The following is a 13,125-nucleotide window of genomic DNA, read 5'->3' on the forward strand; positions in this document are numbered from 1 at the left end:
TCAATTCGCCTTCACCACCACGGCGGTGATGTTGTCCGGGGCACCCCGGGTCAGGCCCAGGTGCACCAGGCTGCGCACCACCTCATAAGGGTCGCTGTGGCCGAGCACATCGGCGATCTCGTGGTCCTCGGCGGTCTTGTTCAGGCCGTCGCTGCACAGCAGGTAGGTGTCGCCGGGCTGCACCTGCAAGGCGACGGCCTGCAGTTCGATATGGTCCTCGACGCCGAGGGCGCGGGTGACGATGTTGCCGCGCGGATGCACCCGCGCCTCGGCTTCGTTGAGCAGGCCGCTGTCCTGCAGCTCCTGGACGTAGCTGTGGTCATGGGACAGGCGCTGCATGCTGCCTTCGCGCAGGCGATACAGGCGGCTGTCGCCGGCCCACAGGCCAATGGCCTGGTCGCCCCGCGCCGCCAGCACCACCACGGTGCTGCCCATCATCGCCACGCCCCGGCGTGCGGTTTCCTCGCGCACCGTGCGGTTGACCCACGACAGCCCGTCACGCACTTCGCCGGCAAACTCCTCCAGCGACTCGAGCATCGGCAGGCTGCGCAGGCTGTCCACCGCCAGGCTGCTGACGTAGTCGCCGGCGGCATGGCCGCCCATGCCGTCGGCCACCGCCCACAGGCCGGCCCAGGTCAGTTCCAGGCAGGCGTCCTCGTTGATCTTGCGCACCATGCCGACATGGCTGTAGCTGGCCGCGGTGTATTGCAGGTCGGTCATGCGTGCGCTGCCTCGCTACCCAGAAGAAACCCGGCGAAATCCTCGCTGCGCGGCAAGCCCGCGCAGCGCATCAAGCCCGGAGCGATACGTTCGGAGCCCCTGCCCCACCACAGGCTCATGCCCTCGCAGGCGCATTCGGCCAAGGCCAGTGCCCGTCCCTGCGGCGTGGTCGCATCCAACCGCTGCACCCCACCGACAGTCACGCGCGGTCCCTGCAGGAGCGGCCTGGCGTCGCGAAAAGGCGGCAAAGCCGCCTCAAAACCCTCAAAGGCCGCCCCAGGCTCAAGCGTCGCCAGCAACGCCTCCTCGACCGCCTCGAACCATTCCTCGGCCCCGGCCACCACAGGCGCCAACGGCTGCCCCGGCGCCAGCACCTGGGCCACGGTCAGCGGAAAATACCGCCCGACCCGGTCGATGCTCGGCATCAGCACGCCGACCACCGCATCCGCCCCACACACGCCCGGCGCCAGGGCAAAACGCCACAACGGGCTCACCAGGTAGGCCTCGAGCCAACGCTCGCCCAGCGCCTGCTGGCTGGCCTGCAACCCCGCCGCCAGCCACTGGTCCCAGGGCTGGATGAACTGCTGTGGCAGGCCACGGCTGACGAAGTCGCCGCGGCAGGCCAGCTTTCCGTAGAAACCCAGGTCGCTCACAGGTGCTCCGGCAGGCTGAAACCGCTGAGCACTCGGCTGCGGAACGGGTTGAAGGCGCTGCTGGCACGCAGCTCGTAGGACACGCTGGCGCCATCGACGCGCAGGCGCAGGTTGAAGCGCTCCGGCGAGCTGCCGGCCACCAGGTCGGACTGGTCGAGCAGGCGGAACCAGGCCCAGGGCCCTTCCACGGTCAGCCCGGAGCGGCCAGCGGCCGAAGGTGGCGAGATCGACAGGCGCACCACGCCGATGCTGTTGGGGTTGGGCCACTGCAACGCCACCGGTCGGCTCGGGCCGTGGTCGTAGCTGACCTGCTGGCCGTCGAGGTCGAGCAGGAACTGGGTGATGGTGGCATCCATCGCCACCGGTTTGAGCTCGAAGCGCACCCCCGGCTGCACGCCGTTGCTGTTGCGGAAGAACGCATCGCGGATGCTCGCCGCGCGCTGGAAGGTGTACAGCACGTTGCTGCTGATCCCCAGCTTCTGCGCCGCGCCCGGCTGCCAGCTCCAGGGCGTGCTGGAGGTGTTGACGTAGGGTTGCAGGTACTTGCGGAAGTAGTTGTCCATCACCCCGCCAACGCCAAAGAACTGGCCGAAATCTTCCAGGGTGGCGTCGCGCGCGCTGCCCGCCACCAGCGGATAGCGCCCGCTGAGGGACTGGCGGTAGACGCTGACCACTTCGCTGGCCCAGGCGGCGTTGAGCTGGTTGCGCACACCGCCCATGACCAGGTTGTGGGTCGAGCCGAGCACCGAACCCACCAGGTTCTGCACCACCTTGGGCTGGCGTGCCGCGCCCAGGGCGACGCGCTGCGCCGCGGCCTGGGCCTGGTTCTTGGCCTCGCCCAGCAGCGCATCGCCGCTGGCGCCGACCATGGCGCTGACCTGCACGTACAGGGCGTTGAGGTCGGTGAGCAGGCCATCGATGGCCGCCGGCTGGCCTTCGCCGGTGTCCACCAGGGCGGCCAGTTCGGCAAAGTGCGCGGTCACCGGGTCGACCTCACGGGCCGCCGGGTTGTCGCTGGGCAGCGGCGCATCGCCGAGCAGGCCGCCGAGGCGCTGGCGCAGCTGGTCGACGCCGGCCTGTTCGGCCTTGGCCTGGACCTTGTCGAGGGTGGTCGGCTGGGCCAGGTTGGTCTCCTTGGCCACGGCCTGCAGCAGCTTCTTCATCGGCGAAGTCGGCCCGGACAGCACCCGCAGCACGTCGGCCGCCTGGCCGACGCTGGTGATGGGCACGAAGTCCAGGTCCGCCAGCAACGCGTCCCAGTTGCGGATGTAGTCCTGGTAATACAGCTGCAGCACATCGTCGGCCAGGCGCTTGGCATCGCCTGCCTCGCTGGCCTCGCGACCGAGCACCCAGCGCTCTTCGGCCAGGGTCTCGCTGTGGGCCAGGCTGGCGGCGAGGAAGGCCTTGCGGTAGCCCTCGACGGTGAAGATGCCCGGCAACGGCTCGCCGAGCGGCTTGCCGTTCTTGAAGCGGAACACCAGCGCGGCGTCGCGACCGGCGGCCTCGCTGACCCGGAAGTCACTGACCCCGGCCGGCAGCTTCTGCCGCTTGACCCGGTCGTAGACCCGCTGGGCCACCGGCAGCTGCTGCAACTGGCGACGGGTGTCGTCGATCAGGCGTTGGTCGAGGCGGGCATTGGGTGGACGCTTGTCGAACAGCGCCGCCAGGTGCTGCGACAGGGCCTGGCGCAAATCCGGGGCCAGGTCGCGGGGCAGGCTGCGTTCCCAGTCTAGGGTGATCCAGGCCTTGATGAACTCAGGGTCGTAGTGCTCGCCGTCAGCCAGCATCAGGTAGGCCTTGAGCCCTTCGTACAGGTAGTCGGACGGGCCACCGGCGTACAGTTGCTCCTCGATGCGGGTGACCAGGCGCGGGGCGAAGATGGCGATCAGCAACTTGCGGTAGACGCTGTCGGACTCGCCTTCGAGCATGTCGCCCTGGTACAGGCCCAGGCCCTCGGCCCAGCCCGGTGGATCGTCGGCCAGGCGGCGCACGGCATTGAGCAGCGGCAGCACCTCGACCACGTTGCGCTGCGCCGGGCTCAGCTCCTGCACGCTCTTGCCCAACGGCTTGAGGCGGCTGTCGACCTCGGCGATGTATTGCTGATTGGCGCGGTAGCTCAGGGTCCACAGGGTGCCGACCACCAGCACCAGGGCCACGCTCAGGGCCAGGGCGCCACGGGCGATCCACTTGCGCCGCTGCTCGACCTTGGGGTTGCTGCCGACCAGGCCGCGCTCGGCGAAGGCCACCGCGCTGAACAGCTTCTCGATGAAATAGCTGCGCCCGCTGCCGCTCTGGCGCGCCAGGTGCGCGCGGTCCAGGCCCATGCTCTGGGCCATGCTGCCGATCAGGCGGTCGATCGGGCTGCCCTCCTGGGTGCCGCTGGTGAAGTACACCCCGCGCAGCAGCGCGCGCTCCTCGAAGGCATTGGGCTTGAAGATGCCGTCCAGGAAGCTGCCGAGGTTGCCGCGCAGGGCGGCGAACTGCTGGACGAAACCGTACACCAGGTCGCGCCGCGCCGGGTCACGCTCCTGTTGCAGGCGCTCGACCAGGCGCTGGTTCAAGCGCTGCTCCAGCAGGGCGAACTCGCTGCCGAACTGGGCCAGCGGGCCATCGCCCTGCTGGCCGTCATCCAGGGCGAAGGTCATGCCCCACACCTGGGCCCGCTCTTCCTTGCTCAGGTTGTCGAAGAACTCCATGAAGCCCGGCACCAGGTCGAGCTTGGTCAGCATCAGGTAGATCGGGAAGCGCACGCCCAACTGGCTGTACAGCTCCTGGATGCGCTTGCGGATGGCCGCCGCGTGGGCGGCGCGCTCGGCCTCGCTGCCCAGCAGCAGGTCGGACAGGCTGATGGCGATGAACGCGCCGTCGATCGGGCGGCGCGAGCGCTGGCTCTTGAGCAGGTCGAGGAAGCCCAGCCAGGCGGCCTTGTCCACCTGGGCATGGCTGTCCTGGGTGGTATAGCGCCCGGCGGTGTCCAGCAGCACCGCCTGGTCGGTGAACCACCAGTCGCAGTTGCGCGTGCCGCCCACGCCGCGAATGGCGCCCTCGCCCATCTGCGCCGCCAGCGGGAAGTGCAGGCCGGAGTTGACCAGCGCGGTGGTCTTGCCCGAACCGGGCGGGCCAATGATCACGTACCACGGCAGCTCGTACAGGTTGCGCCGCTCGTCACCGCCCAGGCGGGCCTTTTTCAGTAGCACCAGGGCCTCGTCCATGCGCTGGCGCAGGGTCGCCAGTTCCTCGGCGGTGGCGGCGCTGGCAGGGTCCGGCGCGGTTTCGGCGGCCAGGCTGGCCATCACCTTGGCGGCCTGGCGACGGGCCTGGACGATGCGCCAGGCGCGGTAGGCGACCCAGGCCGCAAACAGCAGGACGATCAGCACCAGCCGCGGCGTGACCGGCGCCAGTACATCCAGCAACGGGCCGACGAACCAGATGATCAGGCTCAGGGCCAGCAGGCCCAGCAGCGGGATCACCCAGCGAATGACAACACTGAAAAACGCCTTCACTCGACGCCCTCCGCCAGAACGGTGATTTCAACCCGGCGATTCTTCGCCCGGCCCTGCGCGCTGTCGTTCGACGCCAGCGGCTCGGTGTCGCTCAGGCCCTGCGCGGTGAAGCGCCCAGGCTGGCCGGTACGGGCCGCGAGGATGTCCTTGACCTCCTCGGCGCGGGCCTGGGACAGCGCCCAGTTGGACGGGAAGCGCAGCGTGGCGATGCGCTGGTTGTCGCTGTGGCCGGTGACCTTGACGTTGCCCTTGACCTTGGCCACGGCCTCGGCGATGCGCAGCATCAGTGGCTGGAAATCGCCCTTGATGCTGGCGCTGGCCGAGGCGAACAATTCGTCGCCGCGGATGGTCACCACCGAACGGTCCACCGCGTCTTCCACGGCGACCCGGCCGGCCTTGATGTCTTCGGCGAGGAAACCCGCCAGGCGCGGGCGCTCGACGGGCTTGGGCTGCACCACCGGGCGGTCCATGGCCTGCACCGGGATTTCGCCCAGGGCATGGATGCCGCGGAACACCGGCTCGGCATCGGCGGCCAGCTTCAGGCGCAGGCCGAACAGCACCAGCAACAGCAGCGCCAGGGCCACCGCCAGGCCAACCCAGGGCGGCACGAACTGCGCCAGGCGGTCGCGCGCCACGCTGACACCGCGCCAGTGCGGCGACAGCTCGCGCTCGATCTCGCCACGGGCGCTGCGGATGGTCGCGGCAGTGCGCTCGCGCAGGGCCTCGAGCTGGGCGCGGCCACCGTTCATCACCCGGTAGCGGCCTTCGAAGCCGAGGCTGGTGCACAGGTACAGCAGCTCCAGCAGGTGCAGGCGCTCGCGTGGGCTTTGCAGGCAGTGCTCCATCAGCTGGAACACTTTCTCGCCACCCCAGGCCTCGTTGTGCACGGTGATCAGCAGGCTCTGCTTGCCCCAGTCGCTGGCGCTGCCCCAGGGGGTGCTGAGCACGGCTTCGTCGAGGGCGGTGCACAGCGCATAGCGCGCCAGCAGCACCTCGTTGCGCGGCACCCCGGCGGCCTCGGCGCGCTCCTCGAACTGGCGCAGGTAGGCCAGCAGTTGCGCGCGCAGGCTGGCCGGCGCCGGGTGGGCGATGGTGTTGCGCAGGCGGGTAAGCAGCGCCAGCAGCGGGCCGGCGGCCTGCTCCAGCGGGTTGAGGCCCTCGGCCTGGCCGGCGGCCAGCGGTTCGGCGGGCACGTTCAGCGGCGGCGCTGGCGCAGCTTGCACAGGCCCCGGCGCGGCCGGTTGCGGGCCACGGCCACCAGGGCGCGGCATGAACTGGGTGCGGTCGAAGGCCTGCGGATCGTCTGGTTGCATCGTGGCTTAGTCTCCGGTCCTTGGATGGGGGGTCCGAGCATTTTCAAACATCACGATTTATCCCCGAATCGCCCAGAAGGCCAGGTTCAGGCCGGGGAACTCACCGGCGACGTAGAAGGCAAAACCACCGGAGTGCTGCAGCTGCTTCCAGTGCTCGCTGCCGCGGTCGAGTTCGAAATAGGTGGAACCGGCGTGGAACGGAATCTGCCGTGGCGCCACCGGCAGCGGCAGCAGGCCGATGCCCGGCAGTTGCAGGTTGACCAGGTCGCGAATGTGCTCCACCGAGCCGATCTTGCTCTGCTGGCCGAAGCGGCTGCGCAGGGTCTCGCTGGGCACGTCGGCGCGTACCACCAAGATGAAGCTGGCGCTGTCCAGCAGGCTGCGGTCGGCGAGCATGCCGACGTGGATGCCGTAGGCTTTCTCCACCAGCGGGATGGCCACCGCCTTGCTGTCGATCAGCATCGACAGCGCCTCGCGCAGGGCCACCATGACCGGCGCGAAAGTCGCCGCCAGGTCGTCGTGCTGGTACACCGGGAACGCCTCGGGCCGCCGCCCGTCGCGGGTGAAGGTGGCGAACTCGCCGGCCAGCGCCACCAGCTCGCTGTACAGGCGCTCGGGGTGCAGCGGGGTCAGCTGGTTGAGGTGCTCGACCAGCGGCTGGGCGCGGTTGACCAGTTGCAGCAGCATGAAGTCGGCAATCTCCGAGGCGCCGCCGTTGGCCGAGGCCACCACGCGCCCGGCCAAGGCCTCGCCGCGCTGGTGCAGCAGGCCCAGCAGCTCGCCGCGAAAACCCGACAGCGCGTTGTTGGCGGTGACGTCCAGCAGTGGCGGGATGTAGCTGTCGTCCAGCACCAGGGCGCGGTCGGCACGTTTCTCGCGCACCCGCACCACGCCGAGCGCGGCGTAGTCGCTCAAGCCATCCTCGCCGCGCAGCAGGCGCAGGGCACGGCTGCCCAGGGCCAGGGGCGCGCGGTTCTCGAACGGCGCGTTGTCGTCGCGCACCTCGCTGACCCGGCTGATGTAGCGCGCACCGTCCAGCGCCTCGCCGTCGTCGACGGTGTCGCGGGCGCCGGCGCGCTTGAGCGGCAGGCCCAGGTAGATCACGCCATCGCGCAGCTCGTCGGCAATCTCCAGCGGCGGCGGCGGCAGGTCGTCACGGGGGATATCGAACGGCGTGCCGTCGGGCAGCAGGCCGCGGGCACTGAGGATCGCCAGCTTGCCCTGGGCCAGCAGGCCCTGGTCGACGAGCAGCTCCGAGAAGCCCCAGGCAGCGGCGCTCAACGGCCGGCTGCGGGTATCGACGAAGTGCTCCAGGTAGCGGTCATGCTGCTGGAAGTGCTGGGTCGTGATGAACATCCCTTCCGACCAGACCACGCGATTGTTCCAGGACATCAAGTACTCCGACTGCCTAGCGGGCAGGCTCAGGTTGTGGGGTGGCCACGGCACTGCGCACGGCGCGCACATCGAGGCTGATCTGATAATCGCGGGGCGGCACCGGCAGCACGCTGCGCCACTGGGCCTGGTCGATCTCGCGGTAGCCGACCACCAGGCCGACCTGGCGGGTGGCCGGGTCGAGCGGGCGCTCCAGGCGCAGTTGCTCGCCAGGTTGCAGCAGCACTTCGTCCTGGTCGATCAGGTCGGCGGCCAGGGTCGCCGGGGCGCGCTCGGCCAGGGCGAAGTAGTCGGCGCGGCTGAACGCGGCGCTGTTCTTCAGCTCGAAGATGCGCACCCGTACCGGCGCTGGGCTGCCACCGGCCCCAGGGTTGAGCCCGGCGGCGGCGCTGAAGTACAGGGTGATGCCCGTGGCCGGCGCCGCGGCGGGGGCGGCGGCTTCGACCGGCGTGTCCTTGCTGCAGGCACTGAGCAGCACGATGGCCAGGGCTGCGATCAGTCTTGTTGCACTCATCCTCGTCCTCATGACGTGTTGTGTTCTTCCTGGCCCCGGCGTTGGCCTCAGGGGCGTTGCATGCGTTGGCTGTGGGCCTGGTAGGCGCGGCTGAACTCGCGGCCGAACAGGTCCTGGAAATCGTCCTCGGCCTCGCGGGAAATCTGCTGGTACAGGGTGGTGAACTGCTGCCAGCAATGGGCCTGGCGCGAACCACCGAACAGCTTCGACAAGCCGGCGGCAGGGGCCAGGCGCTCTTCCAGCCGGGCCGGCTCGAAACGCGCCAGCAAGTGCTTGAGCGCCGCCTCGACCCCGGCCATCACCGCCAGCTGGTGGGCGCGCAGGTCGTCGAAGCTGTCGCGTACCGCCTGGTCCGGCGCCATGAATGCCTGGCTGGCGTGGCGCAACAGCAACAGCAGCGCCTCGTCGGCATTGGGGGCGAACTTCAGCGGGTTGTTCTGCACCGGGGCGATGCTGGTCTGCTGCATGCGGAACTCGCCCTTCAGGCTGCTGCGCGCGCGCAGCACATCGATCAGGCCCTCGACCATCAAGCGGTAACTGCGGCCGATGGTTTCCATCTGCGCGGCGGCATCGGCGGCGTCGATGCGCAGGTGCTCGATGCCGGCACCGCGCAGGAAGGCCTGGAGCAAGGCATCGCCAGCGGCCGCCTGGGCCGCTGCCACAGGGGCCGGCGCCACCGCTGCGAGCGGGGTCGCGACGGGCGCGGGCACGGCGTGCGGCTCTGGCGTCGGGGGCGGCGGCGCGGCCGCTGCTCGCTGGGGTACTGGTGCAGGGGCGTCGTCGAACAGCGCCCAGTCGGCGGGAATCACCCCTGGGGCAGCCGGCGCGGCGGCAGGCGGCGCGGGCGGCGGCGCCACAGGCGTTGGTGGGCGAAAATCGTGCTGCTGGGCCGGCACATGGTCCGGCTGGCTCACCGGCGCCACGCTGGCCGGGCCAAGAAAATCGAACAGGTCCGGCAGGGTATCGTGGCTCGACGCCCCTTGCAGGAAGGCCGCTGGCGCGCCGCCGATAGGTGCGCTGGGCGCCGCTACCTGGTTGGCCATCAGCGCCTCGAAGCTGTGGACCTCGGGCTGTCCGCCCAAGGGAATGGCCAGGCCGGCATCGATGCGCGCCTGGATTTCGTAATCGCCAATTCGAATAACTTCGCCGTCCATCAACGGTTCGCTGTTACCCCGGCGCAGGCGAATACCGGCGTGTACCAACTCCACGCCGTTGGTGCTGTTGTCGGTCAGGTAGTAACGGCCATCCTTGAACTGGATGACGCAATGTTTCGAAGATACAAGGCGCTCGGGATCGGGTAATACCCAATCATTATCCGTGGCTCTTCCCACCGTAATGGCACCGGTTTCCAGCAACTTCTCCGGACATTGTCCTGGGGTGATCTTGTGGTAACTGGTGATGGTCAGGCAAAGTGCCATCATGCCTCCTTGCATATATATGAAACACTTATCCATCCATTTGAGTGGATGCACAAGCCCGACCCAGCAAACCGGCAAACCCCCTGTGAACACTGGGGTAACGCCGAGAAGCCTCATTCCGGAAGGTCGTATTAAACCCTATCGGCAAGGCACTTTGATGGCACCTGACCAATGGACACGAAGGCTTGCCAACTGGTTCACAGTCGCCTCCTCGCGGCGCGTAGCTTACCTTGACAGCAATTTGGAAATAAACCATAAATGCGCAACTTGAGAGTGCCAAAGTGATATCACACTGATATCAACTTCGCATTCTTTGACAAGTTTGTGCGCCAGTTCACAGTTGCAACTTGGTGTATACCAAGCCCGTGCCAAGGGCCGATATGGAGATCGAATTCTGGTGAACTCGCCGCTGCTGCTCGCCGCTGTTTCCGCAGACTTCCCCTGTGGCGACGATCTCGAATACGACGCCGATTTCCTGCAACTGGAACGCGATGCCCAGGGCCGCCCCGAGCGCGTGATGGGCGACGCCGTGCAGCCGGCCGAACCGCCGCAGTGGCGCGCCATCGAACAGTCCTGCAGCACCCTGCTGCAACGCAGCAAGGACCTGCGCATCACCCATTTCCTGGTCCAGGCCAACCTGGCCCTGCACGGCCTGCCGGGCCTGGCCGCCAGCCTCGAGCTGATTCGCGACCTGCTGGGCGAATACTGGCTGTACCTGCATCCGCAACTGGACGCCGCCGACGACAACGACCCCACCGTACGGGTCAACGCCTTGGCCGGCCTCACCTGCGACACCAACATCGCCCTGCTGCGCGACGCCGTGCTGGTGCGCTCGCGTGCCTTCGGCCCAGTGACCCTGCGCGCCGCCCTGCATGCCGCTGGCGTGCAGCACTTCGCCAGCGAGCAACTGAGCGCCGAGGAGCTGGGCGCCGCCCTGCGCGACGCCGACCCCGAGCAACTTGGGCAATGCCACCAGGCCCTGCAACTGGCCCGCGAAGCGCTGGACAGCATCGAAAGCCGGGTCAACGACCAGGTCGGTTCGGCCAGCGGCATCGACCTGTCCGCCCTGCGCCAGCCACTGCGCCAGGTCCAGCAGGTGCTCGCCGACTACAGCCCGGAAGGTGCCGCGGCGCCGCTGGAGGCCAGCGACGACGAGACGGCGCCGGGCCCCCACCACGACCCACAGCCCACGGCCAGCGCCACTGCCGTCGCGCCGCGCCCTGCCGCGCGCCCCGGCGAAGTGAACAGCCGCGACGACGTGCTGCAAAGCCTGGACCGCCTGCTCCAGTACTACGCCCGCCACGAGCCCTCGAGCCCGCTGCCGGTGCTGCTGCGCCGGGCGAAGAACCTGGTCAACGCCGACTTCGCGACCATCGTCCGCGACCTGATCCCCGACGGGATGTCGCAATTCGAGAACCTGCGCGGCCCGGAACACGACTGACGTCGCTCCGGCCGCCTAAACACCGACGCCCGCAACAAGCAGAGCCGCCCTACCGGCGACCAGGAGGAACAACGTGGCGAAAGACAGCTCCCAGAAATTCATCGCGCGCAACCGTGCGCCGCGGGTACAGATCGAGTACGACGTCGAGCTGTACGGCGCCGAGAAGAAGGTCCAGCTGCCCTTCGTCATGGGCGTGCTCTCCGACCTCGCCGGCAAGCCCGCCGAGCCGCTGCCGGCAGTGGCCGAGCGCAAGTTCCTGGAAGTCGACGTCGACAACTTCGACTCGCGCCTGAAGGCCATGAAGCCACGCGTGGCGTTCAACGTGCCCAACGAGCTGACCGGTGAAGGCAACCTGAGCCTGGACATCACCTTCGAGAGCATGGACGACTTCAGCCCCGCCGCCGTGGCGCGCAAGGTCGACGCCTTGAACCAGCTGCTCGAGGCGCGTACCCAGCTGGCCAACCTGCTGACCTACATGGACGGCAAGACCGGCGCCGAGGACATCATCCTCAAGGCCATCAAGGACCCGGCCCTGCTCCAGGCCCTGGCCAGCGCGCCGAAACCCGCCGACACCGAGCCGAAGGCCTGAGGAGACCGACCATGAACGATCCGTTGCGCGACAGCCAGGCCCCGCAGGCGGCCACCCAGGACCCGAGCGAGTTCGCAAGCCTCTTGCTGCAGGAGTTCAAGCCCAAGACCGAGCGGGCCAAGGAAGCCGTGGAGAGCGCCGTGCGCACCCTGGCCGAGCAGGCCCTGGCGCAGACCAACCTGGTGTCCAACGATGCCATCGGCTCGATCGAGCAGATCATCGCCGCCATCGACGCCAAGCTCACCGCCCAGGTCAACCAGATCATCCACCACGATGACTTCCAGCAACTGGAAAGCGCCTGGCGTGGCCTGCACTACCTGGTCAACAACACCGAGAGCGACGAGCAGCTGAAGATTCGCGTGCTCAACATCTCGAAGACCGACCTGCACAAGACCCTGAAGAAATTCAAGGGCACCGCCTGGGACCAGAGCCCGGTGTTCAAGAAGCTCTACGAAGAGGAATACGGCCAGTTCGGCGGCGAGCCTTACGGCTGCCTGGTGGGCGACTACTACTTCGACCAGTCACCGCCGGATGTCGAGCTGCTGGGCGAGGTGTCCAAGGTCTGCGCCTCGATGCACGCGCCGTTCATTTCCGCCGCCTCGCCGACGGTGATGGGCATGGGCTCGTGGCAGGAGCTGTCCAACCCGCGCGACCTGACCAAGATCTTCACCACCCCGGAGTACGCCGGCTGGCGCTCGCTGCGCGAATCGGAAGACTCGCGCTACATCGGCCTGACCATGCCACGTTTCCTGGCGCGCCTGCCCTACGGCGCCAAGACCGACCCGGTCGAGGCCTTCGCCTTCGAGGAAGACACCGACGGCGCCGACAGCAGCAAGTACACCTGGGCCAACGCCGCCTACGCCATGGCGGTGAACATCAACCGCTCGTTCAAGCACTACGGCTGGTGCTCGCGCATCCGCGGCGTGGAATCGGGCGGTGAAGTGCAGGGCCTGCCGGCCCACACCTTCCCCACCGACGACGGTGGCGTGGACATGAAGTGCCCGACCGAGATCGCCATTTCCGACCGCCGCGAGGCGGAGCTGGCGAAAAACGGTTTCATGCCGCTGCTGCACAAGAAGAACACCGACTTCGCCGCCTTCATCGGCGCGCAGTCGCTGCAGAAGCCGGCCGAGTACGACGACCCGGACGCCACCGCCAACGCCAACCTGGCCGCGCGCCTGCCGTACCTGTTCGCCACCTGCCGCTTCGCCCATTACCTGAAGTGCATCGTTCGCGACAAGATCGGTTCGTTCAAGGAAAAGGACGAGATGCAGCGCTGGCTGCAGGACTGGATCCTCAACTACGTCGACGGCGACCCGGCGCACTCCACCGAGACCACCAAGGCCCAGCACCCGCTGGCGGCCGCCGAAGTGGTGGTCGAGGACGTCGAAGGCAACCCGGGTTACTACAACTCGCGCTTCTACCTGCGCCCGCACTACCAGCTCGAAGGGCTGACCGTGTCGCTGCGCCTGGTGTCGAAGCTGCCTTCGGCCAAAGGAGCCTGACAGCCCAGGGGCCGCTTTGCGGCCCTTTCGCGACACAAGGCCGCTCCTACACAGAGGGCCTGTGTCATGTGCTGAGT

General features: G+C 68.2%; 10 protein-coding genes. 3 read left to right on the forward strand and 7 right to left on the reverse strand.

Annotation, left to right across the window (positions count from 1 at the left end; all coding sequences use genetic code 11):
• The 7 genes from KSS95_RS01720 to tagH are packed head-to-tail and all read right to left on the reverse strand — an operon-like array spanning nucleotide 1 to nucleotide 9,513.
• A complete protein-coding gene (locus tag KSS95_RS01720; protein ID WP_217851072.1) occupies nucleotides 1-720 on the reverse strand; it encodes a PP2C family protein-serine/threonine phosphatase in 720 nt (239 codons plus the stop codon).
• Nucleotides 717-1,373, reverse strand: coding sequence for a type VI secretion system-associated protein TagF (gene tagF, locus KSS95_RS01725; protein ID WP_217851074.1), 657 nt, complete (start codon nucleotides 1,371-1,373; stop codon nucleotides 717-719). Before tagF ends, KSS95_RS01720 begins: the two co-directional genes overlap by 4 nt.
• Nucleotides 1,370-4,876 (reverse strand): type VI secretion system membrane subunit TssM, encoded by a 3,507-nt coding sequence (gene tssM / locus KSS95_RS01730; protein ID WP_217851077.1) that lies wholly within the window; start codon nucleotides 4,874-4,876, stop codon nucleotides 1,370-1,372. Before tssM ends, tagF begins: the two co-directional genes overlap by 4 nt.
• A complete protein-coding gene (locus KSS95_RS01735; RefSeq protein WP_217851078.1) occupies nucleotides 4,873-6,189 on the reverse strand; it encodes a DotU family type VI secretion system protein in 1,317 nt (438 codons plus the stop codon). The genes tssM and KSS95_RS01735 overlap by 4 nt, the downstream gene beginning before the upstream one ends.
• Before the next feature lie 57 nt (nucleotides 6,190-6,246).
• Complete coding sequence (gene tssK, locus KSS95_RS01740; RefSeq protein ID WP_217851080.1) at nucleotides 6,247-7,581, reverse strand: type VI secretion system baseplate subunit TssK; 1,335 nt, start codon at nucleotides 7,579-7,581, stop codon at nucleotides 6,247-6,249.
• Nucleotides 7,582-7,597: 16 nt separating this feature from the next.
• Nucleotides 7,598-8,095, reverse strand: a complete 498-nt coding sequence (gene tssJ, locus KSS95_RS01745) for a type VI secretion system lipoprotein TssJ (RefSeq protein WP_217851082.1) — start codon at nucleotides 8,093-8,095, stop codon at nucleotides 7,598-7,600.
• 47 nt (nucleotides 8,096-8,142) lie between these two features.
• Nucleotides 8,143-9,513 carry a type VI secretion system-associated FHA domain protein TagH gene (tagH, locus tag KSS95_RS01750; protein ID WP_217853919.1) on the reverse strand — a complete coding sequence of 457 codons (1,371 nt, stop codon included), beginning with the start codon at nucleotides 9,511-9,513 and terminating at the stop codon, nucleotides 8,143-8,145.
• Nucleotides 9,514-9,910: 397 nt separating this feature from the next.
• On the opposite strand from tagH, the gene tssA reads away from it, so the two are divergent.
• The 3 genes from tssA to tssC all read left to right on the forward strand — a co-directional run bounded on the left by tssA (nucleotide 9,911) and on the right by tssC (nucleotide 13,048).
• Nucleotides 9,911-10,954: a type VI secretion system protein TssA gene (gene tssA / locus KSS95_RS01755; RefSeq protein ID WP_217851090.1), complete on the forward strand. Its 1,044-nt coding sequence runs from the start codon at nucleotides 9,911-9,913 to the stop codon at nucleotides 10,952-10,954.
• Between the two features lie 73 nt (nucleotides 10,955-11,027).
• Complete coding sequence (tssB, locus tag KSS95_RS01760; protein ID WP_217851092.1) at nucleotides 11,028-11,543, forward strand: type VI secretion system contractile sheath small subunit; 516 nt, start codon at nucleotides 11,028-11,030, stop codon at nucleotides 11,541-11,543.
• A gap of 11 nt (nucleotides 11,544-11,554) precedes the next feature.
• Complete coding sequence (gene tssC / locus KSS95_RS01765) at nucleotides 11,555-13,048, forward strand: type VI secretion system contractile sheath large subunit (RefSeq protein ID WP_217851094.1); 1,494 nt, start codon at nucleotides 11,555-11,557, stop codon at nucleotides 13,046-13,048.
• Nucleotides 13,049-13,125 lie beyond the last annotated feature (77 nt).

Source organism: Pseudomonas muyukensis, assembly GCF_019139535.1.
Taxonomy (GTDB): Bacteria; Pseudomonadota; Gammaproteobacteria; order Pseudomonadales; family Pseudomonadaceae; genus Aquipseudomonas; species Aquipseudomonas muyukensis.

Bases quoted from the DNA above. Each gene is read 5' to 3' on its own strand.
- KSS95_RS01720 (WP_217851072.1), bottom strand. From the start codon at position 720: ATGACCGACCTGCAATACACCGCGGCCAGCTACAGCCATGTCGGCATG.
- tssC (WP_217851094.1), top strand. From the start codon at position 11,555: ATGAACGATCCGTTGCGCGACAGCCAGGCCCCGCAGGCGGCCACCCAG.
- tagH (WP_217853919.1), bottom strand. From the start codon at position 9,513: ATGGCACTTTGCCTGACCATCACCAGTTACCACAAGATCACCCCAGGA.
- tssJ (WP_217851082.1), bottom strand. From the start codon at position 8,095: ATGAGTGCAACAAGACTGATCGCAGCCCTGGCCATCGTGCTGCTCAGT.
- tssK (WP_217851080.1), bottom strand. From the start codon at position 7,581: ATGTCCTGGAACAATCGCGTGGTCTGGTCGGAAGGGATGTTCATCACG.
- KSS95_RS01735 (WP_217851078.1), bottom strand. From the start codon at position 6,189: ATGCAACCAGACGATCCGCAGGCCTTCGACCGCACCCAGTTCATGCCG.